At 50.2% G+C, this 23,833-nt stretch carries 17 protein-coding genes and 1 pseudogene; 16 read left to right on the plus strand and 2 right to left on the minus strand.

The genetic code is table 11. The features are described 5' to 3' along the window. Positions 1-184: 184 nt before the first annotated feature. From ACE5LO_RS10160 to ACE5LO_RS10225, 14 genes are all read left to right on the plus strand, one after another. Positions 185-3,286, plus strand: a complete 3,102-nt coding sequence (locus ACE5LO_RS10160) for an efflux RND transporter permease subunit (protein WP_375519904.1) — start codon at positions 185-187, stop codon at positions 3,284-3,286. A gap of 11 nt (positions 3,287-3,297) precedes the next feature. Continuing rightward, a complete protein-coding gene (locus ACE5LO_RS10165; protein ID WP_375519905.1) occupies positions 3,298-4,647 on the plus strand; it encodes an efflux RND transporter periplasmic adaptor subunit in 1,350 nt (449 codons plus the stop codon). A 449-nt stretch (positions 4,648-5,096) separates the two neighbouring features. After that, positions 5,097-6,053: a sensor histidine kinase gene (locus ACE5LO_RS10170; protein ID WP_375519906.1), complete on the plus strand. Its 957-nt coding sequence runs from the start codon at positions 5,097-5,099 to the stop codon at positions 6,051-6,053. Beyond that, complete coding sequence (locus ACE5LO_RS10175) at positions 6,043-6,693, plus strand: response regulator (RefSeq protein WP_375519907.1); 651 nt, start codon at positions 6,043-6,045, stop codon at positions 6,691-6,693. Before ACE5LO_RS10170 ends, ACE5LO_RS10175 begins: the two co-directional genes overlap by 11 nt. Positions 6,694-6,814: 121 nt before the next feature. Next, positions 6,815-6,973, plus strand: coding sequence for a hypothetical protein (locus ACE5LO_RS10180; protein WP_375519908.1), 159 nt, complete (start codon positions 6,815-6,817; stop codon positions 6,971-6,973). Between the two features lie 23 nt (positions 6,974-6,996). After that, complete coding sequence (locus ACE5LO_RS10185) at positions 6,997-7,179, plus strand: hypothetical protein (protein WP_375519909.1); 183 nt, start codon at positions 6,997-6,999, stop codon at positions 7,177-7,179. A gap of 196 nt (positions 7,180-7,375) precedes the next feature. Further along, on the plus strand, positions 7,376-8,500 hold the full coding sequence (locus tag ACE5LO_RS10190) for a metal ABC transporter substrate-binding protein (protein ID WP_375519910.1): 1,125 nt from the start codon (positions 7,376-7,378) through the stop codon (positions 8,498-8,500). Positions 8,501-8,567: 67 nt separating this feature from the next. After that, on the plus strand, positions 8,568-8,837 hold the full coding sequence (gene rpsN / locus ACE5LO_RS10195; RefSeq protein WP_375519911.1) for a 30S ribosomal protein S14: 270 nt from the start codon (positions 8,568-8,570) through the stop codon (positions 8,835-8,837). 165 nt (positions 8,838-9,002) lie between these two features. After that, positions 9,003-10,898 (plus strand): sensor histidine kinase, encoded by a 1,896-nt coding sequence (locus ACE5LO_RS10200; RefSeq protein WP_375519912.1) that lies wholly within the window; start codon positions 9,003-9,005, stop codon positions 10,896-10,898. Further along, positions 10,873-12,114, plus strand: a complete 1,242-nt coding sequence (locus tag ACE5LO_RS10205; RefSeq protein WP_375519913.1) for a response regulator transcription factor — start codon at positions 10,873-10,875, stop codon at positions 12,112-12,114. Before ACE5LO_RS10200 ends, ACE5LO_RS10205 begins: the two co-directional genes overlap by 26 nt. A gap of 77 nt (positions 12,115-12,191) precedes the next feature. Further along, a complete protein-coding gene (locus tag ACE5LO_RS10210; RefSeq protein ID WP_375519914.1) occupies positions 12,192-13,097 on the plus strand; it encodes a carbohydrate ABC transporter permease in 906 nt (301 codons plus the stop codon). A gap of 6 nt (positions 13,098-13,103) precedes the next feature. Then, on the plus strand, positions 13,104-13,943 hold the full coding sequence (locus ACE5LO_RS10215) for a carbohydrate ABC transporter permease (protein WP_375519915.1): 840 nt from the start codon (positions 13,104-13,106) through the stop codon (positions 13,941-13,943). 578 nt (positions 13,944-14,521) lie between these two features. Further along, positions 14,522-15,877 carry an ABC transporter substrate-binding protein gene (locus ACE5LO_RS10220; protein WP_375519938.1) on the plus strand — a complete coding sequence of 452 codons (1,356 nt, stop codon included), beginning with the start codon at positions 14,522-14,524 and terminating at the stop codon, positions 15,875-15,877. 48 nt (positions 15,878-15,925) lie between these two features. Then, positions 15,926-17,569, plus strand: coding sequence for an MGH1-like glycoside hydrolase domain-containing protein (locus tag ACE5LO_RS10225; RefSeq protein WP_375519916.1), 1,644 nt, complete (start codon positions 15,926-15,928; stop codon positions 17,567-17,569). An 89-nt stretch (positions 17,570-17,658) separates the two neighbouring features. Here ACE5LO_RS10225 and ACE5LO_RS10230 read toward each other — a convergent pair whose 3' ends face one another. Together ACE5LO_RS10230 and ACE5LO_RS10235 are read right to left on the minus strand one after the other, a co-directional pair. Then, positions 17,659-18,585 (minus strand): S66 peptidase family protein, encoded by a 927-nt coding sequence (locus ACE5LO_RS10230; protein ID WP_375519917.1) that lies wholly within the window; start codon positions 18,583-18,585, stop codon positions 17,659-17,661. Between the two features lie 224 nt (positions 18,586-18,809). Beyond that, positions 18,810-19,592: pseudogene (locus tag ACE5LO_RS10235) on the minus strand (glycoside hydrolase family 16 protein); the annotation flags it as partial. Positions 19,593-20,116: 524 nt separating this feature from the next. Between ACE5LO_RS10235 and ACE5LO_RS10240 the strand changes: the two are divergent. Together ACE5LO_RS10240 and ACE5LO_RS10245 are read left to right on the plus strand one after the other, a co-directional pair. Continuing rightward, positions 20,117-21,976 (plus strand): NTTRR-F1 domain, encoded by a 1,860-nt coding sequence (locus ACE5LO_RS10240; protein ID WP_375519918.1) that lies wholly within the window; start codon positions 20,117-20,119, stop codon positions 21,974-21,976. Between the two features lie 339 nt (positions 21,977-22,315). Further along, complete coding sequence (locus ACE5LO_RS10245; RefSeq protein ID WP_375519919.1) at positions 22,316-23,794, plus strand: Lsa family ABC-F type ribosomal protection protein; 1,479 nt, start codon at positions 22,316-22,318, stop codon at positions 23,792-23,794. The last annotated feature ends 39 nt before the right edge of the window (positions 23,795-23,833 follow it).

Consider the following 23,833-nt stretch of genomic DNA (forward strand, 5'->3'; position numbering starts at 1 on the left):
GCCGCATATTGCGGCTTATTTTCATTTGTACACAAATCAAAATACCTTCTACAAAGGTATTAAATGGAAAATTGTCTTTAGCCAACCTTTAGATCGAATTTAAGTAATTTTAAGAGTGATTTCCTATAATACGAATGGTTAGAAACCAAATCTATACATATAAAAATTACTGGGGAGTGAGTAGATGTCACAGTTTTCAATACGCCGTCCCGTAACCGTCTTTATGCTGGTTATGGCTTTATTGATCGGGGGCGGCTTCTTTGCGTTAAGGATTCCAGTTGAGCAGATGCCTGAAATGCAATCTCCTGTTGTAACTGTTGTAACCAGTGTGCCGGGAGCTACACCATCGGAGGTTGAGGAACTGGTATCCAAACCGATTGAAAGCAGCCTTGCTTCGGTAGAGAACGTGGATACGATCAGTTCTCAATCGCAGGAAGGATCATCCATGGTTACTGTTCTGTTCAATTGGGGGGTTGATCTGGATCAGGCAACGATAGATATCAGGGATAGCCTGGACAGCGTCAGGGACACTTTACCAGATTCGGCCAAGTCTCCAAGGATCATGAAGCTCAACGTAAATACAGAGCCCATCATTAACCTGTCTTTAACCGGGGATATCGATGTTAATACCTTAAAGCCTATTGCTGAGGATGTTGTCCAGCCGGGTCTTGAGAGAATAGCTGGCGTCGCCTCAGTAAGTGTAACAGGGGGGCAAGACCGTTTAATTCGTATCACGCTGGATCCATTGAAACTTGAAAGCTACGGAATCACACTGGACCAGGTGACCCAGGCGCTTTCAGATCATAACCTGTCGGGCTCCGCCGGGGCTGTGGCAAAGGGGAGCACTGAAGTACAGATTCGTATTCAGGGAGAATACAAGGCCGTGTCAGAAATGGGGGAAACTCCGATTCCCGTTGGCTCGGGAGCAATCAAATTGAAAGAAATTGCTACGATCGTAGATGATTTCACCGATGCCACTACCATTTCTACTTACAACGGACAATCGAGTATCAACATCGGGGTCACAAAAGCGTCTGGAGGCAATACGCTGCAGATTGCCAAGGCTGTAAAGGAAAACCTGGATTCCATCCGGCAGAAGCTGCCGGAAGGTACCGAGCTTGAGTTGGTTACAGATTCCTCTGAGTCGATTAACGATTCTATGTACCTGTTAATAGAGCATACATTCTTGGGAATTGTGATCGCAGCCATTGTCTTATTGTTGTTTCTGAACAGTGTGCATTCGACGATCATCGCGACCATTGTTATTCCGATTTCATTCGTGGCTACATTCATCATGATGTATTTCACAGGTCAGACGATTAATATCATTTCTCTTGCCGGTTTGCTGCTCGGGTTGGGTTCCTTTGTAGACTTTGCGGTCGTGATCATTGAGAATATCTTCAGACAGCGGCATGAGGGGAAAAGCATGCTGCAGGCAGCTCTCGAAGGTTCAAAGCAGGTCGGCAATGCCGTCATGGCGTCTGCTCTCGCACAGATTGTGGTTTTCCTCCCGGTTCTGTTTGTAGAGGGTCTTGCAGGGCAATTGTTCATACCATTAGCCTTGACGGTCATCTTCTCCCACATCGCGGCATTGGTAGTTTCCTTAATGCTTGTTCCGATGATGAGCTCCCGCTTCCTGCCCAAAGTTCCGGATGAGTCGCTATATACGTCAGGCACTTACCGCGGTGTGAACCCGATCATTTGGTTTAATATTGGATTCGAGAAGTTCAAACAAGGCTACAGCAAAGCGCTGAATTGGAGCATGAATCGCAGAAAAACCGTAATCGTGGCTACCCTTCTGATGTTTATAGGTGCTGGAGCACTGACAACTTTGGTCAAGATGGAATTTATCCCAAGTGGCGATCTAGGACAATTCAGCATATCCGTTAAAATGCCAAATGGAACAAAGCTGGAGGAAACCCAGAGGATCGTGCAGCAAATCGAAAATGAAATATTGAATATCCCTGAATTAGATAAGATGACGGCAAACGTAGGTTCAGCTGGCGGGTACAGTACCGTAAATCCAACGAATGCAGCTACACTCAGTGTAACTCTGGTCGAGGGGCACACTCGTTCTACAGACCAGGTTGTGTCGGAACTGCGTGGCAAGATTACCAGCATACCGGATGCAGAGGTTACCATCAGTGCGTCTGAAAGCTTCTCTTCCGGTGCTGCTGTGCAAGTCAACTTAAAAGGCGACGATATGGACGTATTAAGGGAGCTTTCCGATCAGCTCGTCGCGCAAGTTAAAAATATTGAAGGAACAGTAAACGTTGCCAGCACATTGGATTCTGTAAGGGAAGAGTATGAAGTAACCATTAACCGCCAGCTTGCAGCCCGGTACGGACTGTCGGCAGCGCAAATTTTGTCGGCTGTGCGTACTTCCTTCGATGGCTCTGTCGCTACAACGTACCGTACCGGAGATGACCAGATTGATGTTCGGATTTCACTGCCTGAACAATACAAGAAGGACTTCTCTTACCTGGAAAGGCTGCGGATTACAACAGCCCAAGGTCTTGATGTTCCGCTGTCTGCGGTTGCAGCTTTAAGCCAAGTGCAAGTACCGGACACGATTACACGTGCAGACCAGGTACGTCAGGTTAAAATTACGGGCGATATTGACGGCAGAGACATAACTGCTGTTAATCGGGATGTGGCCAGCCTGTTAAGCGATGTGCAGCTGCCTGAAGGCTACTCTACCGACACCAGCGGTGGCGAAGAGGAGCAGATGATCGAATCATTTATAAACCTCGGTATTGCGATGCTGCTGTCTATTGTACTGATTTATATGGTTATGGCCGGTCAGTTCGAATCTCTCTTTACACCATTTGTGATTATGTTCTCCATCCCGCCAACCTTTATAGGTGTTGTACTGGGATTGGTGTTGACAGGAACAACTCTGAGTGTATTGGCTATTATCGGATATATCATGCTCGTAGGACTTGTTGTTAACAATGCGATTGTCATGATTGATTTTATTATTCAGCTCCGCAAGGAGGGAATGGAGAGGGAAAAAGCGATCATGCTGGCGGCAACCGAAAGGCTGCGGCCGATTCTGATGACGATGCTTGCGACGGTTCTTGCCTTGTTGCCAGTGGCATTTTCCCAAGAACCAAGCAACCAGGAAATAGCGCCTATGGCAATGATCGTTGTATTTGGACTTTCTTTCTCATCGATCATTACATTAATACTGATACCTGTCGTCTATATTTTGCTGGATAACATGACGGTCAGATATAACAACCGCAAAATAAAACGCCAGCAGAACACAAGCAGAACATTGTGAGGTGGGAGAAAATGAATAAAACAAGCATGACCATGATATCGGCGTTTGCTTTAGCCGCAGCGTTGGCCGGATGCTCCGGGGGAGAATCCCCTGCAGCCGCACCCGCAGAACAAGCATCCTTGTCTGTCGAGGTTGGGCAGGTAACAAGAGGAAGCATTGAAGCAGAGGCAGGTATAGTCGGCTCGCTGACGCCGAATAAAACGGTTCAGGTTGCTCCAGAGATCAGCGGCATGATCGAAAGCATTCATCTGAAAATCGGCCAGACGGTAAACAAGGGAGATGTCCTGTTTACACTGGACCAGAAGAACATCCAGGATAGCATTACCCAGGCTCAAGAATCATATAACGTGGCGCTAGCCAGTCTGAAAGAGGCACAGAGCAGCGCAGAGCAATCTGTACAGCAGGCAGAATCCGGCGTAGATCAGGCGCAAAGCGCCCTCGTTCAGCAGCAAAGCTCTATTGAACAGGCGAACAGCTCCGTCGCTGATGCCGAGAGCTCGCTGCGTGACGCACAAAATACGCTGAATCGCAGTCAGCAGCTGTTTGCCGCCGGAGCCGTATCACAAACGGAGCTCGAACAGGCGCAGACTACGGTCAGACAGGCGCAAAGTACTCTGGATAATGCCAAACTTACGCTTAGAAATGCGCATTCTTCCCTGGAAAGCGCACAGACGACCTACAACAATGCTGTGAAGTCCCTCCAGCTTGCCCGTAACGGATCCGGGGTTGATGTATCTCGTGCGAGCGTCAATCAAGCCCGCTCCAATCTGGAGACCGCACGCAGCCAGCTGGCGGACGCGACAGTGAAAGCACCCATGTCAGGGACCATCTCGGCTGTTAACGGAACAGTAGGCCAGCTTGTCAGTTCACAGGCATCTGTGGTCACGATTGCCAATACGAATCCAGTCCTGGTGAAAGTGAATTTAGCTGAATCTGAAATGATGAATGTGAAACCGGGTTCCTCGGTAGCGGTAGAAATTCCTTCACTGGAGAAAAGAATCAATGCCAAGGTCACAGCGATCAGCTCTGTCATGGATGAAGAACTTCGTGCTTATCCTGTTGAAATTTCCGTAGCTAACCCGTCTAATACGCTTAAAGCAGGCATGGTAGCCAATGTATATACCCAATCCGGAGATGCGGAAGGGCTGCTTATTCCTCAGGCGGCTGTAACGGAAAAGGCGGGGACCAAATACGTCTATATTGTAGAAGCAAATGTGGCCAAACAGGCGGAAATCACAACAGGAGAAGAGAGTGCCAATCAGGTGGAAGTGACGGAAGGCCTCTCGGAAGGGCAGCAAATCGTTGTTAAAGGCGCCACTATGCTTACTGACGGTGCTCAGGTATCTATCGTGAATCAATGAAGACGCCCGAATTCTGGAGATGAATGAGCTATTGCCCGAACGTACACAAGAACTGCCCTTGTGTACGTTTTTTTTATGGCTGTTTTCCCGTATTATATAATAATGCTTGTATAGAAATGCCCATTTTTGTTGGCATAGGCATATAGAGGTGAAGGATGAATAATAAAAGAGCTGCCACTCCTAATGAAACGGAGAGAATCTTGACTTCCAGAGTTCCGGTTCTGATTTGGGTGGCTATCATATATAGCGAGGTTATGATATTTCAGCTTCTCAGTGAACCGATGCTTCTGAGGAGTATTCTGTTTACCGTGGCAATGGCAGTGCATTGCTGTTTATATTGGTTTGCGGACAGACTTGTAGGGTACGGGCCCTGGCTATATTGGTCTGCACACAGGCTTGTAAGGTATGGGCCCTGGTTATATTTTGTTCTGCAAGGAGCTATCATCTTTTTGAGCTCATATCTTCTGCCCGTCGGCTTTCCGATTGTCCTGGTTTGCCTGATTCCCGTTCTGATCGGCCAAGGAGTGGGTGTTTATTATCAACCGTTGAAAGTAACGATGCTGTTTCTGGCTCTCTATCTTGTGTTTTGTGCTGTGGTGATCTGGTTTCACAATGGTGAACAAATCGGCATTCTTATGCCTGTCCTTATTATGCTGATTGTCGTGGTTGTTGCGTATGCGCTGCTTTTTTATCAGCAGGTTCATGCCAGAGTACGGACCCAGACCTTTCTCCGTGAGCTGGAGACTGCCCATCAGAAGGTGGAGGAGCTTACGCTGGCCAATGAGCGGCAGCGTATGGCGCGTGACCTGCATGATACCCTTGCCCAGGGATTGGCGGGGCTTATTATGCAGTTGGAAGCCATTGATGCACACTTGACCAAGGGCGGGACGACAAGAGCGCATGAAATCGTGCAGCAGTCCATGTCTCAGGCCAGGCGGTCTCTGTCCGAAGCGAGAAGAGCCATTGATGACCTCAGATCCCAATCCGCTGTTGAAGTTGACTTTGCGGAGGCTGTTCGGGAAGAGGCACAGCGGTTCACCATGGCTACAGGCATCCCCGTTGACCTGGAGCTCGATGTGAATGCTTCATTATCTACACTCGTTACAGAGCATGCGAAGCACATCGTAAGAGAATGCTTAACTAACGTAGCCAAGCATGCCCATGCCAAGATTGTATACATTCGTATGATGAATATGGAACAGATGCTGCGTATGCAAGTAAGAGACAACGGAAAAGGATTCAACATCCAAACCATTGGAAGAAAAGCCGGGCATTACGGATTGATCGGGATCCAGGAGCGCGTGCGATTGCTTGGTGGAAGCATGAACATTCAAAGCTCTGCACGGGAAGGGACAGCTATCGAAATTGAGATGCCATTGGCAAAGGAGGCCCGTCATGAAATGTAAAGTGTTCATTGTTGATGATCATTGGGTCGTCAGGGAAGGATTAAAGCTTATTCTTGAAACCAACAGCCAATACGAAGTAGCCGGAGAAGCGGAAGAGGGACGCACAGCCCTCAGCCTGATCGAGGAGCTGGCTCCGGATGTCATCTTGATGGATTTGAACATGCCCGGAATGAGCGGACTGGAAACGATGGAGGCACTTAGAGACAGAAATAACAAGACACCTGTCATTATTCTCACGACATATAACGAAGATGATTTAATGATTAAAGGGCTGTCGCTGGGAGCAAAAGGATATTTACTCAAGGATACGAGCCGGGAAAATTTATTTCGGACCCTTGAATCCGCACTGCGTGGAGAAACGCTCCTTCAACCGGACATTACGGCAAAAGTGTTTGCGGACAGAATGAAAAAAGAGAAGCCCTCAGTTCCAGTCCGTGAACAAACCTTAATTAGCGAGAAAGAAATGTTCATACTGCAATCCATCGCCCGCGGCTGTAGAAGCAAGGAAATAGCCTTTGATCTGGGAATTTCCGAAAGGACCGTAAAGGCTCATCTTACAAATATCTACAATAAATTGGGTGTCGATTCCCGCTCGGAAGCCGTAGCTGTTTCCGTGGAACGGGGAATTCTCCATTTGTAATAGGCTGATATATTTTGCCCGGTCGTACATAAGGGTCCTGCCCCTTTGTACGATTTTTTTATTTGCTCTTTAATATAACATCTGAATAAGGAGATGTGTGAGCTCTCAAAGGGGGAGAGGAATGAATTTAAAGCAAAAGGAGAAACTAATGTACCCGCTTTTTAATGATCAATTCTTCGAAAAGTTTATTCAGTATTTGCCCGAGCTGACTGAGATAGCGGCACAAAGACGGACGAATGGGCTAGTAAAACCCAAGGAAGCTGCCGGAACAAAGAAATAGCAACGTTAAAAGGAAGGGAAGCCATGAATTCGATTCATAAAGAAGAAGTGGGGCATCTAGGCCTCAAAGGGCCGTTTTTTGATTTTTTTCTTTATTATTTACCTGAGTTTTCACAAAAGGAAGAAGATAGAAAAGAGAGCAAAAATTCCTCAAGAAAGAGGGAGAAGCAGGCTAATGACACTCCCATTCCGGAGAAAATTCAATAAATCACAACCTTGGCTGGTCGCAGCCTGATACGACCGCCAACGCTTTAAACCGGTGCCTGTTTGGGGCTCCGGTTTTTTGAATTTGTTTGTTATATGCCGGAAGCGTGGGGAAAGTGGTTTACAAATCGTAATTTTTACTATAACATGTTCTATTGTTAATGTGTAATAATTACGAATAAAGAAAGGGTTTATGAAAATGAAATTTTGGAATCATGGTTTAACTGCTTTATCTCTGTCCGTAATGCTGGTGGCAGCCGGATGCGGCTCGAGTACAGGTTCGGAGGGCAATAATAACGCTGGTTACAGCAGTTCATCCTCAACAGGAGCATCGGCAAACACAGAGGCAACGGAAAAGCTGGAGATCAAGACGAGCTTTTATCCCATGTACGAGTTTACGCGCCATGTAGCAGGCGATTTGGCTAATGTGGAAAATCTGGTTCCCGCAGGCATGGAGCCGCATGATTGGGAACCGACGGCACAGGATATGGCCGCCATTACGGATGCCGATGTACTCATATACAGCGGTGCGGGCATGGAAGGCTGGGCAGAACAGGTTCTAGACAGCGCCACTGGCTCCGGGCTTAAGGCCATTGAAGCCAGCCATGGGATCGAGCTGATGAAAGACGCAGAAGAAGGGCATGAACATGGTGAAGAGGCTCATGGAGAGGAGCATGAGCATGAAGACGGAGAACACGCCCATGAAGAACAAGCACATGAAGGCGAGGGGCACACTCATGATGAAGGTGGGCATGAAGCTGAGGGCCATGAAGAAAGCGGTCATCACCACGACCATGGGGGCTTGGACCCGCACGTATGGCTGTCGCCGGCACTGGCTGTTCAGGAGGTGCGCAATATCGAAAAGGGCCTGTCCGAAGCGGCTCCGCAATATAAAGACCAGTTCAAAACCAATGCTGATGCTTATGTAGCCGCGCTCGAAGCACTTGACAAGGATTTTACCGCAGCCTTGAAGGACAGCAAACGCAAGGATTTCATAACACAGCATGCCGCCTTTGGTTATCTTGCCAAACAGTACGGACTGACTCAAGTTCCGATCGCCGGGCTGTCGCCTGATCAGGAGCCGTCACCTTCCCGGATGGCTGACATCGTCAAGTTTGCGAAGGAGCATAACGTGAAGACGATTTTTTTCGAGACACTGGTTTCTTCCAAGGTGGCCGATACGATAGCTAACGAGATCGGAGCCCAATCTGCGGTTCTGAACCCGATTGAAGGTTTGACAGAAGAAGAGCTGGCTGACGGGCTTGATTATATTAAAGTCATGCGTCAGAATCTTGAAGCTTTAAAGGCGGCGTTAAACGAATAACGCTATGGGAAATTAAAGTATATGGCTATTACAGACAATATTTCTTAGATTAAAGGAGGACAAAGGCATGGCCAAGAAATCGAAGATTGTTAAAGAATTGAAAAGACAGACATTAGTTGCAAAGCATGCTGACAAGCGGAGGGAACTGAAAGAAAAAGGGGATTATGCGGCTTTGCAAAAGCTGCCCCGCGATTCATCACCTACTCGTCTGCATAACCGCTGTGCGGTTACGGGACGGCCGAGGGGATATATCAGTAAATTCAAGGTATCGCGAATCGTATTTCGCGAGCTGGCTCACAGCGGGCAGATCCCTGGCGTGAAAAAGGCAAGCTGGTAATTTTTTATCCCTTCTTATTGGCGATTTTGAGCAGGAAGGGCAACGCAGCTTTTTACAAAGTATAATCATTTTGGCCTGACGACTCGCTATGATCCATTGGCGATTAAGTCAAGGCCTTTTTGCGTACCTCTCATTTATGCTATAGGAGAGGGTTGAAGGCATCATTTGTCATGGTATACTATGGGCGTCGCCAAGGAATCCAAGTCAAGGCGTTCCTTTAAAGCTGACGAGGGAGTGACCCGTATGCTGTATTCGCTTAAAAGCCGCCTGATCACGGCGTTCGTGCTGCTGTTTGTGCTGTCTTTCTACGTCATGACACTGCTGTTGTTCAATGAATCGCGCTCTATTATCCGCTCCTATCTTGAGTCTTCGGCACTGGAGAAGATGGACGAATACGGCTCATTCATCGATATGGCCCAGGCGCAAATGTATGATTTCTCCTCGCTCGTCTTCAACAGCGAGCTGACGCACCAGTGGGAGCTGGCCATGGCCGATCCGACGTTGTTGGCAGGCGAGAAAAGTCTCGCGAACCTCAACTTCAGCCGCTTTTTGACACAGACGACAAACAATTATTCGATCATCTCCTCCGTATTTCTTTACCGGGATGATGGACTGCGAATCGGCATGAACAACGAGGTGATCAACGATTCCTCCTTCAAGGAGGAGGCGTGGTACCGGGATTTCAAGGAGCGCAGCATTCGCTGGGTGCCTGCCCATCTCGACCGGTATTCGCAGCAGTACAATAACAAGCCTGTCATCAGCCTGCTGATGCCGATCGGGCACTTCGAGCCGTCTCTTGCCAAAACCGTAATGAAGGTGAATATTAGCTCCTCCTATTTGCTGGACCCGCTGAACCGGATTCATCTGGGAGAGAACGGCACGATCTTTCTGGTGAATGAGCTTCTGCAGCCGATGCTGTCCCAGAAGCAATACAGCAAACATGCAGACATGCTGGACAAGGTGAGGGAGCTGCGCGCCGGAACGAACAAACAAGGCGTTGAATATACCCCAGGCCAGGAGGAGGGAGACGAGATTCTGGTATACAAAAAACTCGTGCGTACCGACTGGATGCTGGTAGGCTTTGTCTCGGAAGCGGATCTGTACGGCCAGCTCTTCAAGCTGCGGGACAGCATGATGACGTTCGCGGTTATTCTGCTGCTTGTGTCCGTCCTCATCGCTATCTGGCTGTCGCATGGGATTACGAGGCCACTGTCGCGCCTTGTGTCGGCTATGCACCACGTCCAGCACGGTGATTTCGCGGGCGCCGAAGCCAAGCTCCCCGCCCACAGCAGTGTGCGCAATGAGGTTGGTTTTGTCACCTCAACGTTCCGTAACATGGTCGGCCAGCTTCGTACCCACATCAAAACCGAGTTCGAGCTGAAGCTGCTGCGCCAGCAAGCGGAATACAAGACACTGCTGATGCAGATTAATCCGCATTTTCTGTTTAATACGCTGGAGCTGATGAGTTCCCTTGCCATGCAGAAGCGGACGGATGATACGGTGCAGGTGATCGAATCGCTTGGCAAAATGCTGCGCTTCTCACTGCGCATTAACGACGATGTAATCCGGCTCACAGAGGAGCTGAAATATGTGAGGGATTATATGTCCATCCTCGAAGTCCGCTTTGGGGATAAGCTGCACCTGACCATGGAGGTGGATGAAGGATTGGAAGATGCTATGATCATCAAATGTATTCTTCAACCTTTAATTGAAAACGCTGTCAAGTACAGCTTCCGGCAATCGCCTGAAGCCTATGTGAATATCCGGGTGCGGAGAGAGAATGACTGCGTCCGGCTGTCGGTCGCTGATCATGGACCGGGCATGCCTGCAGAGCTGCTGCGCAAGCTGACGGACCAGGCTGGCTACGCCCAGCTTGACCAAATCCTTGCCAGCCGCAGCCGGGAAATCGGACTTGGCAACGTGCTTGCCCGCTGCAGATTGTATTATGGAAAGCTGTTCGGATTGCGGATTGAATCGGTTGCCGGAGAAGGGACCGTCATTGAACTTATTTTGCCATTCCGGGAGGAGATTGTACATGTATCGAGTGTTGATCGTGGATGATGAACCGGAAATCCGCCAGGGCCTAAGGCTGAAAATAGATTGGGAGCAGCTTGGCCTGACGATCGCCGGAGAAGCGGGGAATGGTGTCGAAGCGATGGAGAAGCTTGCCGATGAAGGATTTGATATCGCCATCACGGATATGAATATGCCGCTCATGAACGGCGTTTCCCTGCTGAAGGCGTGCCATGAGCAGCACCCGGAGCTGCGGCTGCTTATCATTACAGGCTACGAGGATATTCATTATGCAAAGGCTGCCGTCCGGCACCAGGCCAAAGACTATTTACTCAAGCCCGTAGCCAGAACCGAGCTGACCGAGGCGTTGACTCGGCTGCGCCAAGAGCTTGACACCGAACGGGTTGAGCGGGGCCAGGCATCCATCATGCAATGGAGAATGTCACAATATTACATGGAGATGAAAGAGCATCTCATCGTGCATCTCGTTAAGGAGAAGTCCGTCCAGGAGCGCGATATGCTGGAGCAGGCCAGGCTGTTCCAGTTGCATGACTGGGATGCTTGCGCCGTCCGTTTCATGACTATCGGGCTGCGGGAGCGGTCATCCGATCTGGATGGACAAGAATCCGTGCGCACGCCGGAAAAGCTCCGTTTGCCGTTCGAGCTCGTCTGCCGCGAAAACGTGCATCCCTATGCCGAAGCGGCGTGCATATTCCATGATCCGAACTATCCGGGATTGATGCACATCGTATCAACGCTGGACGATAAACGACTCGCTCCCCTGACCGATACACTGAAAAGCAATGTGTTCGCTTACATCGGAATGGAGCCCTTTGTGGGCATCGGTCATTCCGTCACCGGATTTAAGCAGTGGGGTGAAGGCTATCTGTCTGCGCTGCTCACGTGGAAGGGCAAACCATCACTTATGGATGCGGTACAGCAATACATAGACGATAATTACATGTTCGATCTGAATTTAACGATGATCGCCGAACGGTTTAACTACAATCCGTCGTACTTTTCCGAGATGTTCAAAGCCAAAGCTGGCAAGACGTTCATTCAATACTTGACCGACATCCGTATGGTGCATGCTGCCCGCCTGCTGGAGGAGACGAAGCTGGGATTGTGGGAAATTGCGGAGCTGACAGGCTTCTCCAATGCGAGTTATTTCAGTACCAAGTTCAAGCGCATGTATGGCATGAGCCCATCGGAATACCGCCAGCGGCAACCCGAAAAATTTAAGAGCGAAGAGCCGAAGAAATAGAATTCCGGCGCATGCGTATCGCGGGTATGCTAAACCTATACCAACTATTATTCGCCCATAAGGAGGGTGTACACCGCATGCGCAAACTGCCAAGAGCACGGGACAATCTGACCGCGTATACGTTTTTGCTGCCATGGCTGATCGGCTTTTTCTGCCTGACACTTGGTCCCATGCTCGCTTCCTTGTACCTGTCGATGACCCGGTTCAATCTGTTCAGCCCGCCTGTCTGGATCGGGATGGATAACTATGTCACGATTTTCACCGAAGACAGCACGTTCGCTGCCTCACTTGCCGTCACCTTCAAATACGTATTCCTGTCGGTTCCACTGCGGCTGATCTTCGCGCTGCTTGTAGCGATGGCGCTGAACAAAGGGATCAGGGCGCTTGGCTTTTACCGTACGGTTTATTATCTGCCATCCCTGCTCGGAGGAAGCGTCGCCATTGCGATCGTATGGCGGCAATTGTTTGAAGGAACCGGGGTCGTCAACCGGCTGCTGGCCGGACTGGGCATCGAAGGGCCGTCCTGGATCTCCCATCCCGATTACGTCGTCTACACAATCGTGACACTGTCTGTCTGGCAGTTCGGCTCGGCGATGGTCATTTTCCTGGCTGGCTTAAAGCAAATCCCGGCCGATCTGTACGAGGCGTCACAGGTGGACGGGGCGGGCAAAATGCGGCAGTTTTTCCGGATTACGCTCCCGCTGCTGTCACCGGTCATTTTCTTCAATCTCATTATGAGCATTATCAACTCGTTTCAGGCGTTTACGCCTGCTTTCATGATCGGGGACGGACGCGGCGGCCCGCTGGATGCAACGATGTTTTACACGCTTTACCTGTATTTGAAGGGCTTCTCCTTCTTCGACATGGGTTACGCTTCCGCACTGGCCTGGATTATGCTCATTATTATCGGAATATTCACCGCTATCGTGTTCAGTACCTCGAAATATTGGGTGTTTTACGGCGATGGTAGAGAAGGGAGGTAACGTGTCATGACGAGCAGGCAAAATCTGACCCGGTTGGGCAGACATGTCGTGATCATCCTGATCGGCATCGGCATGCTGTATCCGGTCCTCTGGCTCATCGCCAGCTCCTTCAAGCCCAATACGATGATTTTCACAAATACAGGACTTTGGCCAGCACAGTTCACGCTCGACAATTACATCAATGGTTGGCGGGGACTTAATGGTGTGTCCTTCGGGCGTTTCTTCATGAACTCGGCACTGATCTCAGTTATGAGTGTGCTCGGCAATGTCATCACCTGTTCATTCGCGGCTTTCGCCTTCGGACGGCTCGAATTCCGGCTCAAGAAGCTGTGGTTCGCGCTCATGCTGGTAACGATTATGCTTCCGTACCACGTTACACTTGTACCGCAATACATGATCTACAATGAGCTTCAATGGATCAACACCTATTATCCGCTGATCCTGCCCAAATGGCTGGCGCATGATTCCTTTTTCATCCTGCTGATGGTACAGTTCATTCGCGGCATTCCACGCGAGCTGGATGAGAGCGCGACGATCGACGGCTGCAGCCAGCGGCAAATATATTTGCGGATTATGCTGCCGCTGCTTGTACCCGCGCTTATTACGACGGCGATTTTCACATTCATTTGGTCATGGGACGATTTCTTCAGTCAAATGATCTACCTTAGCGACATCCGGCTCTTCACTGTACAGCTTGGCATCCGCTCCTTGTTCGACCCTTCCGGCCAGTCCGACTGGGGCGCTCTGCTGGCGATGTCCGCGCTGTCACTGCTGCCGATCACGGCGGTCTTCCTCCTGTTCCAAAAGTACTTTCTGGAAGGGATTGCGACGACAGGCTTGAAATGAAAGTTGCTCAAAATGAGAAGTAAACGGTCTGGTAAAACGTAATTGTAAGCGCTTTATACCAATGCAAAAAACAGAGGTGAGCAGTTGTGTCAACAACTCATGACTCAAGTCACGAGCTTGTCTCTGCCTACTTTGTAGACAGTGCTTGCGCTTCGCACAAGCCTTTTAGACTTATTCCTAACCGGTAGTGCAAACGCACCTTATCGTGCTCCTACCTTAGCGTGTTGGAACATCAGGACGGCTGACTTCGCCCTTACAACAAGAGGTATACTCCTGTTGCACTGTACCCCATGTACTTGATTCCTTGGCGGTACAGGTATCGTGATTGTTAAAGCAATAGGGATAGATAGGGTTTGTTTCAACGAGTGCCTTGGTTACTTGGGGATGAACATCCAGCAACTAACGGTTTTCTCTTGAACTATCTTTTCACTTGAATTCAGTATAGCATGGATCAAGTGATCCATGGTTAAATTTTCATGACGGAGGGGAGGAAGCATGGAGATTTTGGCTTGCGAGCTACCGAGGGTAGCCCTTATGCCGAGCGCAATTCTAAAGCCGCGTGTCTCCATGCGCGTTTGATGAAAAAAACAATACTGGCATTCACATTGGCTCTTCTGATGACAGTACTGGCGGCATGCTCGGGAGGAACGAGCGGTGGCCCGCCCGGAGGAGCCGACGCTGACAGCGGAACGGCGAATACCGGATCAGCTCCCGCAGGTGATGGCGCAGCAGCCGGGCAGGTTGAACTGCGTGTGATGTGGTGGGGCGATCAAGCCCGTGCTGACCGCACGAATGAGGCACTCAAGCTGTTTATGGAGAAAAATCCCGACATTCAGGTAGTCGGCGAATTCGCGCCGAACTCCGGTTATTTCGATAAGCTGAATACGCAGCTTGCATCAGGTACGGCACCGGACGTTTTCTTTCTCGGCGGCAATGTTGTCGATTATGCGAAGAAGGGCGTGCTGCTGGATCTCGGCCCTTACGTCGGCAAGGAGCTCGACCTGAAGGATATGGATAAAGCCATGGTGGAATACGGCACATTTGACGGCAAGCTGCAGCATATCTCGGCAGGCGCGAACGCCAGAGGCATCATCATCAATACGTCGATGTTCGAGAAAGCAGGCATTCCCGTTCCGCAGGATGGCTGGACATGGGACGACTATGCTGCGGTCAGTAAGCAAATTTCCGATAAGCTTGGCAAAGGTTATTATGGCACATATAACTTCACCTTCGACGGCATGGATATTTACTTGAAGCAGCACGGAAAGCAGTTGTACGATATGCCGAATAACCAGCTCGGCTACACGGAAGCGGATATTCGTCCATGGTTTGATTTCTGGCAAAAGACTGCCGAAGCTGGCGGCGTTGCCACACCGGAGCTGCAGGTATCCAATCCGCCGACCGATACGGGCAAATCGCTGATCATTACAGGTAAGGTCGCGATGACGCTGGCCGCCTCCAACCAGCTTGCCGCGATGCAGGGCATGACACAGGATAAGCTGACGCTTGTGCAGGTGCCGCGGGGCCAGAAGGGAACCGGCGTTGTGTTCGAATCCAGCCAGGGCATGTCCGGTTATGCCAAAACCGGACATCCGGCTGAGGTCGCCCGGCTGATGAGCTTCTGGGTCAACGATCCGGATGCGGCGAAGATCCTAGGCAACGACCGCGGCGTGCCGGTAACGGCGGCCAACCGCAAGCTGCTTGAAAGCGATGCGAACGAGGTGGACAGCATCATTTACGACTATACGAGCAGAGTTTCCAAGCAGGCCGAGAGCGAACCGTTTGCGGTCAGTTACAATCTGCCGGGATTCTCCGAATTTTCCAAGCTGGCAGAGACGACTGTTCAGGAAATTGGCTTTGGCAAGAAAACGGTCGAGCAGGCAGTCGTTGATTTTTATAGCGGGACGGTCAAAATTTTCGAAAGCAATAAATAACAGGTGTTCTTGCGCCGGTGAACCGGTAACAAACAAGGAGGAAGCCGGATGAGAGAGAAGTTGCTGAAACGGCTGCGCAGTATAGACATGGCCCACAAGGTTGGCCAGTTGAAGAAGGAGTCAGATGCCGCCGTTCTGGCTGAATGGGAGCGGTCCGGCGGACGGTTTGCATCGACAGGACAGTTGGAGACGGTGTATTACCACGCGCTCGGAAAACTGCTGGATTGCATCGTTCCGACCGGCGGCCGGAAGCCGATACTGCATGAAGGCGGCGTTTACCTTGGCTGCTGGCTGGAAAGCACGGGCACAATTAACGCTGAACTGCTGGCGCGATTCATACCTTCGGTGTCGGAGTCAACATACCGCGCTTTTGCGGCTCACCAGCGTGGGGACGGGCTACTGCCCTACAAGGTGACGGCGGACGGCCCGGTGTTCCGCCAAATTCAGATGGTCACACCACTGGCCCGCAGTGTCTGGAATTATGATGCGCTGCATGGCCGGAATGACGATTTCCTGCGCACGATGTATTCCGCGATGAGCAGGCATGACCAGTGGCTGGCCGAATACCGCAATACCCGCAGAACAGGTGGTGTTGAGGCGTTCTGTACGTTCGATACCGGCCATGATCTGTCCCCACGCTTCTGGCATGTGCCGGATACGCCGCATCTCGGCGACCCGGCACGCTGTTACCCTGACTCGCCGCTTCTTCCGTTCATCGCGCCGGATTTAACGGCCAATGTGCACTGCCAGCGTACCTATTTGGCCCGGATCGCCGAAGCGCTTGGCGAGAACGGTGAAGAATGGCGAGTTAAAGCGGAGAAGAGCCTGCAAAGCTTGTTTACCCAGTGCTTCGACACTGAGGACTACTTCTTCTACGACCGGGATCGGCATGACCGGTTTGTCCGCGTACAGTCCGATGTACTGTTGCGTGTAATGGCATGTGAGGTCGGTGACCGGGCGTTTTTCGATACAATGCTGCAGCAGCATTTGCTGAACACACGCAAATTTTTTGCCAAATATCCGTTCACCTCGCTGGCAATGGACGACCCTCGCTTCGACCCGTTCTCCAGTTATAACAGTTGGAGCGGTCCGTCCAATTTTTTGAGCCTGATCCGTGCCCCGCACGCCTTCGAGCATCATGGCAGGCATGTGGAGCTGACGTGGGTCATGCTCCCGATTTTGGCTGCGATGGCCAGGATGAAGCGTTTTGCACAGTGCTTAAGCCCTTGGACCGGGGAGGAGGGCTTTACGGAAGTCTACTCGCCGGCGATCCTCTGTGTGCTGGACTACGTTGAACGGCTGTGCGGCATTATGCTGACACCTGACGGCGAGCTGTGGTTTACCGGCCTGGTGCCGTACGATTTCGATCACGGTGAAGAGGTTGCGCCGAATACGGCATATGGCCGCAGTGTGGACGGAACGATGTATGAGCTGATCAACCTGGCGGAGGGCAGCGAAATTGTGCGTGACGGGGAAAGTTATGTGCGGTTTCCGGCTGGAGTGCGGATCATTACCGACCGTAGCGGCAGATTGAAGGGAATTCTCGGCATGAGCACAAGAACGGTAGAGGGGAGCATTTGGTACCAGGGCGCAGAGCTTGAGTTCTCCGTCAATGGGAACGAATTGCTCGTGCTGCAGGGTAGAGCTCTTCAACGAAAACGTGATATCGGTCTGATTTATCCAACATACTGATCGGCAGGCAGACCGTATCGCATACGACATTTGTAAAATGGATACCTGCGGATAACGTGGGCTTTTCACTTGACGTTCAAATTGTATTTTCAAACTGCACTGATGACAGGTTCAGTCACCGTAATGGAATGATTGATCGAATTGAGATTCACCATTGCGCCAATCGGCAAAGCCGCTTTGTACACACCATGCCCTGTTGCGAGATTCGTGATCAGCGGCTTGCCGAGGGGGACAATGAATTGGTTAATCAAATCCTCATAGGATGTGCCGTATGCCGCCTGACAGCCTGTGCACTCCCCCATAATAATGCCAATACAATCATCAAATTTTCCGGCCAGCTTCAAATCATTCAGAAACCTGTAGATGGTATTGGTTGATTCATGGGTTTCTTCAATCACCAGAATTTTATCCCGTGTATCGATTTCGAAAGGTGTACCCAACGTATCGACAAAAGATGTCAGATTGCCTCCTACAAGCTGCCCCGTTGCGTTGCCCGGAACTCTGCTCATCAGTGGAATGCCGGGTGGATTCAGAATCCGCCGGGTCAATGAAAGTAAGGATGTCGCGGAAAAAAACTGCTCGAAATTATAAGCAGGCGTTTCGTTTTTAAAGTCTATAAGCAGCAGACTATGAAATGTGATTAAATCCGCATATTGACTGAGTACGTTTAACAGAACAGTTATATCGCTGTAGCCTGTAACGATTTTCGGATTATTCCGGATCACATGATAATCAAGGTACGGCAGAATGCCGGCCACTCCCGTACCGCCTCGTGTGGGCAGGATCATTTTCACCTGCGGATTTTGAAACATCATCATCAAATCGGATGCGCGCTGCTCGTCTGTGCCTGCCAGGAATCCGTTGTGTGCATATACGTGTTGTCCCAATACGACATTGAACTCCATGGCTCTCAACACTTCGATCCTTGCATTAATGGTGCTTGCATCCAAAGGGCTGCCCAAGGTCACAATTCCAATGGTATCGCCTCTCTGCAATATTGGTGGACGTACCGGCATTTCCTGATCCTCCTTCCCTGAATATAAGAAGAAGCTGTCGTGATTTCAAGTCATTAGATTATATTTATAAAGTCGGCTGCACAGTACAAAAACGGATCTCACTGGAGCTTAAAAACATGGGAAGTCGGGTTCCGTTCCATGACAGGAATAAAAAGAGGGGTCGCCCGAAGCCAGCGTTAGTGACTTTGGGACAACCCCATGGTTAAATGGTTCTTCTATATTCAGCTGCTTTTATAAACGCGCACGTAGTCGACCAGCATTTGTGACGGGAATGGAGTCGAGTTATTGGGAGGTCCCGGCCAGTTTCCGCCGACCGCCATGTTCAGGAGAACAAAGAACGGCCGCTGAAATTCTTCGGTATTTCCGGTTGCGTTCTCAATATAAAATTCATTAAATTGCTGTCCATCGACAAACCAGCGGATATACTTGGAGTCCCATTCGATGCTGTACACATGGTATTGGGAAAAATCCAGATTGCCCGACACCCGCCCGTACTGAGCGTAGCCTCCCGCATCCCAATGCACAGTGCCGTTTACATAAGGATTATTATTTACACGTTCCATAATGTCGATTTCTCCGCAATACGGCCAACCGACCGAGCTGATGTTGCTGCCAAGCATCCAGAAGGCAGGCCATAACCCTTGACCGGATGGCAGCTTGATCCGCGCTTCCACTTTTCCATAAGTAAAGGTTTGCAGGTTTTGGGTTTTGATCCGGGCTGAGGTGTAGTTCATTCCGCCGTAAGCCTCTTTTTGTGCCGTAATGACCAGATTGCCGCCGGTTACCTGCAAATTTTGCGAACGGTCGGTATAGTACTGCAGCTCATTGTTTCCCCAGCCGCCGCTTCCGGTGCCGATTTCAGGGGTCCAATAGGACCGGTTTAACGAATTACCATTAAATTCGTCGCTCCAAATCAGAGTCCAGTTCGCTGCGTTTGCTTGTTTTGCGGGAAACAGAGCGACCAGGAGACTGAGCAGCACAACCGCACATATTCCTTTTCTTAACATGTTGTTCCCTCCCTCAAATAATATGAAACCCAGATCTTGGACACTCCCGGACAGCATCCGCCTTATTGACCACTGAAAAGGGGATCACCTCTCTTTGGACTTTTCTCTTTCTGGACAGCACGTAAAGAAGAAGGTAGATAGGTTTATACCAATAAAGCGCTTACAATCATAGTATAATGGGAATATAATCCATATACAAGCTGTATTTTACAGAAAATTTGCAGGTAAGATACCATGCCTCTAAGGACATATGTGAAAAAAATGGTTTTCTTCCTCCATTCTCAGATTATATTGATGATAGTTTAAGTTTCGGAGTATTGAATTCAGATTTTTATAGATACGACACCGGGGGGAAGGAGGAATTAATGCAATCTTCGAGGGGTACAGCAAACAATATTAGGCGCTATAGAATAGCAAATGCCGTTTCAAGGAGGAACACTATTTAATAGTATAGAGCAGGCTTTGCGATTTTGGTCTTAAGAATGCAAAGCTGAATTTAAGATTAAGAGAGTGGTGAGACATCCTTGGCAATTTCTAATCGTATTGTAAATGGTGGTTTTGAGACGGGGCTTTTAACTCCTTGGGTCGCGTCCGGAACCGTTGCAATAACCGGTTCATTCAGTCATTCAGGAACTTTTAGTGCACAGTTAACCGGTGTTGCCTCCATCACACAGACGCAGTCGGCCACACCTGGGGAAAACTTTGAATTTTTCGTATCGTTAGCCGTACCTACCGTAGGTGGAAGTCCGGCTGTCGATTTAGTTGTCGATTATTTGAACTCGGGTGTACTTGTGCTCAATGGTTTGACAGCAAATATACCTGCGGGTCGGGTGCCATTAATTGATACGAATAATGCCTGGCTGGAAGTTTATTTGACAACTGCAGCAGCAGTACCGCTTGGAGCGAATGAAGTGCGGGTAACGATCTCTGTTCCTGTAGCCGCCGTTTCGGATCTGCTTGTTGATGATGTTGCCCTTCTGATAGACAGCGGCGTTACAGGTGCCACAGGTGCGACAGGAGCGACAGGTGACACCGGGGCAACAGGAGCAACCGGAGCGACAGGAGCAACCGGAGCGACGGGAGATACTGGAGCGACAGGAGCCACGGGAGGTACTGGAGCAACGGGAGATACTGGAGCAACCGGAGCCACGGGAGATACCGGGGCAACCGGAGCGACGGGTGATACCGGGGCAACAGGAGCGACGGGAGATACTGGAGCAACCGGAGCCACAGGTGCAACCGGAGCGACAGGAGAAACCGGAGTAGCAGGAGCCACAGGTGCAACCGGAGCGACGGGCGCGACAGGAGATACTGGAGCCACGGGAGCAACAGGGGATACTGGAGCCACGGGAGCAACAGGGGATACTGGAGCCACGGGAGCAACGGGAGATACTGGAGCGACGGGAGCAACGGGAGATACTGGAGCCACAGGAGCGACGGGAGATACTGGAGCAACCGGAGCAACAGGGGATACTGGAGCCACGGGAGCGACGGGGGATACTGGAGCAACGGGAGCAACGGGAGATACTGGAGCGACGGGAGCAACGGGAGATACTGGAGCGACAGGAGCGACGGGAGACACCGGGGCAGCAGGAGCCACGGGTGCAACTGGAGCGACGGGAGCGACGGGAGACACCGGGGCAGCAGGAGCCACGGGTGCAACTGGAGCGACGGGAGCGACGGGAGAGACCGGGGCAGCAGGAGCCACAGGTGCAACTGGAGCAACGGGAGACACTGGGGCAGCAGGAGCCACAGGTGCAACTGGAGCAACGGGAGGCACCGGAGCGACAGGAGCAACGGGAGGCACCGGAGCAGCAGGAGCCACAGGTGCAACAGGAGGCACCGGAGCAGCAGGAGCGACTGGAGCCACAGGAGCCGGAGCAACGGGCGCAACCGGAGCTACAGGAGCTACGGGTGCAACAGGAGCCGGAGCTACAGGAGCCACAGGTGCAACCGGAGCGACCGGATCAGTTGGACCGCAATCAGCCTTCAGAGCAACAAGCACTACAAATCAAATCATTACCTCGGTTGGTGCGCCAGTTCTTTTCCAGAACGAACTCTTTGATCTAACCAATGAGTATAATCCTGCGATTTCGGTATTTACTGCGAATCAAAGCGGAGTATATTCGTTCACTGCAAGCCTCCTTATGGTTGTCGGTGCAGGCACCACAAACATTATTGCTGCGATCTCCGGACCGCAACAAATAGCGAAGTATATTAATGTTACACCGGGAGATGTTATTACAGTCGAACTTGTCGGAATTCAGCAGCTCAATGCGGGAGATCAGTCAGGTGTTGTTCTGTTACCGAATGCGGGTGCGGTTACCGTGATTGGAAATTCGGTATTTACTCACTTTGAGGCAGCACGCTTCCCATCCCCTTAAGGATGCAACCATTCTAGAGATAGATCCCTTCCTGGAAAGAGCTGTCCCATAAGCATTCCAGTTGGCTTGAAATTCCTTCAAACATTGTGTTAAGCTATAGCTAACTTAAACGACAGGAGCTGAAACGGATGGATATTTCTTGCTAAGGATATAAAACAATAATGCGAGCTTGTTCGCATGTTTTATTCTTTATGCAAGAAAGTTACTTCATCCTTTCATCTCTGCGGTATATGCTTATCTGACACCACACGTGGGTCGGTAGGGCTTGCTGTATATTGAGGCTGCAGGAAAGTAGTAACTTTCTTGCAGCCTTTATTTTTTTGCAGGAGGTTACCACTCATGTCATTAATCAATGTAAGCAACCTGACGTTCGCTTATGATGGCAGCTATGACAACATTTTCGAGAATGTCAGCTTTCAAATTGATACCTCATGGAAGCTGGGCTTTACGGGCAGAAACGGGAGGGGGAAAACGACCTTTCTGAACCTGTTGCTCGGCAAATACGAATACAGCGGCCATATTTCCGCAGATATCAGCTTTGAATATTTCCCTTTTCAAGTGCAAAACAAGGAAAATCAAACCCTCGATGTTGTGGGGGAAATTTACCCGGATTACGTCCTCTGGGAATTGATGCGGGAGCTTTCGCTGCTGAAGGTTTCCGACGACGTATTATACCGTCCGTTCGATTCCTTATCGAATGGAGAGCAAACGAAGGTCATGCTGGCGGCTCTGTTTCTCAAGGAAAACAGCTTCCTGTTAATCGATGAGCCAACCAACCATCTCGACATGGAGGCAAGAAGGCTCGTCAGCGACTATTTGAACGGCAAAAGCGGATTTATCCTGGTGTCCCATGACCGGGCCTTCCTGGATCACTGCGTGGATCATATCCTGTCCATCAACAAGACCAATATTGAGATTCAAAAAGGCAGCTTCTCCGACTGGTGGGAGAATAAACAGCGTCAGGACAACTTCGAGCTTGGGGAAAACGATAGACTTCGCAAGGACATCAAGCGCTTGACGGAGGCTGCCAAACGGACGGAGGGCTGGTCTCATCAGGTAGAGAAAACGAAGAATGGGACAAGAAACTCCGGCTCCAAGGTGGATAAAGGCTACGTCGGCCACAAGGCCGCAAAAATGATGAAACGCTCCAAATCCATGGAACAAAGGCAGCAGTCCTCAATTGAAGAAAAGTCCAAGCTTTTGAAAAACATTGAAACCTCGGAAAGCTTGAAAATTTCCCAATTGAGCTACCATAAACCGCAGCTCGCTGAGCTTGAGCAAATCTCGATTTATTATGGGGAGAGAGAGGTTTGCCGGGATGTCAGTTTTACGATTGAGCGGGGCGACCGGATCGCGTTATCCGGGAAAAACGGCTCCGGCAAATCCAGCATCATCAAACTGCTATGCGGTGAGGATATCAGCTATACGGGCACGTTTCGCAGAGGGAGCCAACTGCAAATTTCCTATGTGTCACAGGATACCTCGCATTTGCAGGGCAATTTATCGGATTATGCGCGGGAGCACGGCATTGACGAAAGTCTGTTTAAAGCCATTTTGCGAAAGCTGGATTTTTCGCGGGTACAATTCGAAAAGGATGTGGCGGATTTCAGTGGCGGCCAAAAGAAAAAGGTGCTTATCGCCAAAAGCCTCTGCGAGCAGGCCCATCTGCTCATCTGGGACGAACCGCTGAATTTCATCGATGTCATTTCCCGTATGCAGATCGAAGAGCTACTGCTGGAATATGAGCCGACCATTTTGTTTGTGGAGCATGACCGGGAGTTTTGCGGCAATATTGCCACCAAGGTAGTGGAACTTTAACAAAGCACACCAACAGGAGGCCCTGTCCGGTAATGTACC

The sequence above is a fragment of the Paenibacillus medicaginis genome (genome assembly GCF_042138635.1).
GTDB classification, from domain to species: Bacteria; Bacillota; Bacilli; order Paenibacillales; family Paenibacillaceae; genus Paenibacillus; species Paenibacillus medicaginis.